Genomic DNA, 812 nt, shown 5'->3' on the forward strand with positions numbered 1-812 from the left:
TTTGGTGGCGATGGCGGAGGGGAACCACGCGTTCCCATACCGAACACGACCGTTAAGCCCTCCAGCGCCAATGGTACTTAGACCGCAGGGTCTTGGGAGAGTAGGACGTCGCCAAGCGGGTTATGCTATGCAAGCGAGCTGCCAACATTTAGAGGTTGAATGCAGCAAGCGAGCATGATAATCTAATAGTCCTTCCGCGAGAGCGGTAGGGATGATCCTTGCACCTTGAAAACTGGATAACGAAAGAAAAGAATTGCTGAAACATCCTTTAAGCTGTTTTTATTGTTAGCGAAAGGTGTTCGAGATTGTTCCGACTTCTTTTCGTTTTGTTTCAACCACTTGATGTCTTAGGAGATTGAGGAAACAAAATGAAAACGGCGGTCAAGCCGAATCACCTGAGCATATGGTTAAGCTAGTAAGAGCGCACGGAGGATGCCTAGGCACCAGGAGCCGAAGAAGGACGTGGCGAACAACGATACCGCCCCGGGGAGCCGTAAGCAGGCATTGATCCGAGGATTTCCGAATGGGGAAACCCAGCTGTCGTAATGGACAGTTACTATCAGCTGAATACATAGGCTGGTGAGAGGCATACCAGGGGAACTGAAACATCTAAGTACCCTGAGGAAGAGAAAACAATAGTGATTCCGTCAGTAGCGGCGAGCGAACGCGGATTAGCCCAAACCTACGCACTTGTGCGCAGGGGTTGTAGGACGTCTCACATGGAGTTACAAAGGTGTTTGGTAGGCGAAGAGGTCTGGAAAGGCCCGCCAGAGCAGGTAAAAGCCCTGTAACCGAAAGCAAGCACCCTCCGA

At 50.9% G+C, this 812-nt stretch carries 2 rRNA genes; both read left to right on the forward strand.

Going from position 1 to position 812, the window contains the following annotated elements:
• A 5S ribosomal RNA gene (gene rrf / locus AC1TPC_RS26855) occupies positions 1 to 117 on the forward strand.
• Between the two features lie 288 nt (positions 118 to 405).
• A 23S ribosomal RNA gene (locus AC1TPC_RS26860) occupies positions 406 to 812 on the forward strand; the annotation flags it as partial.

The organism is Paenibacillus sp. Y280, assembly GCF_056786335.1.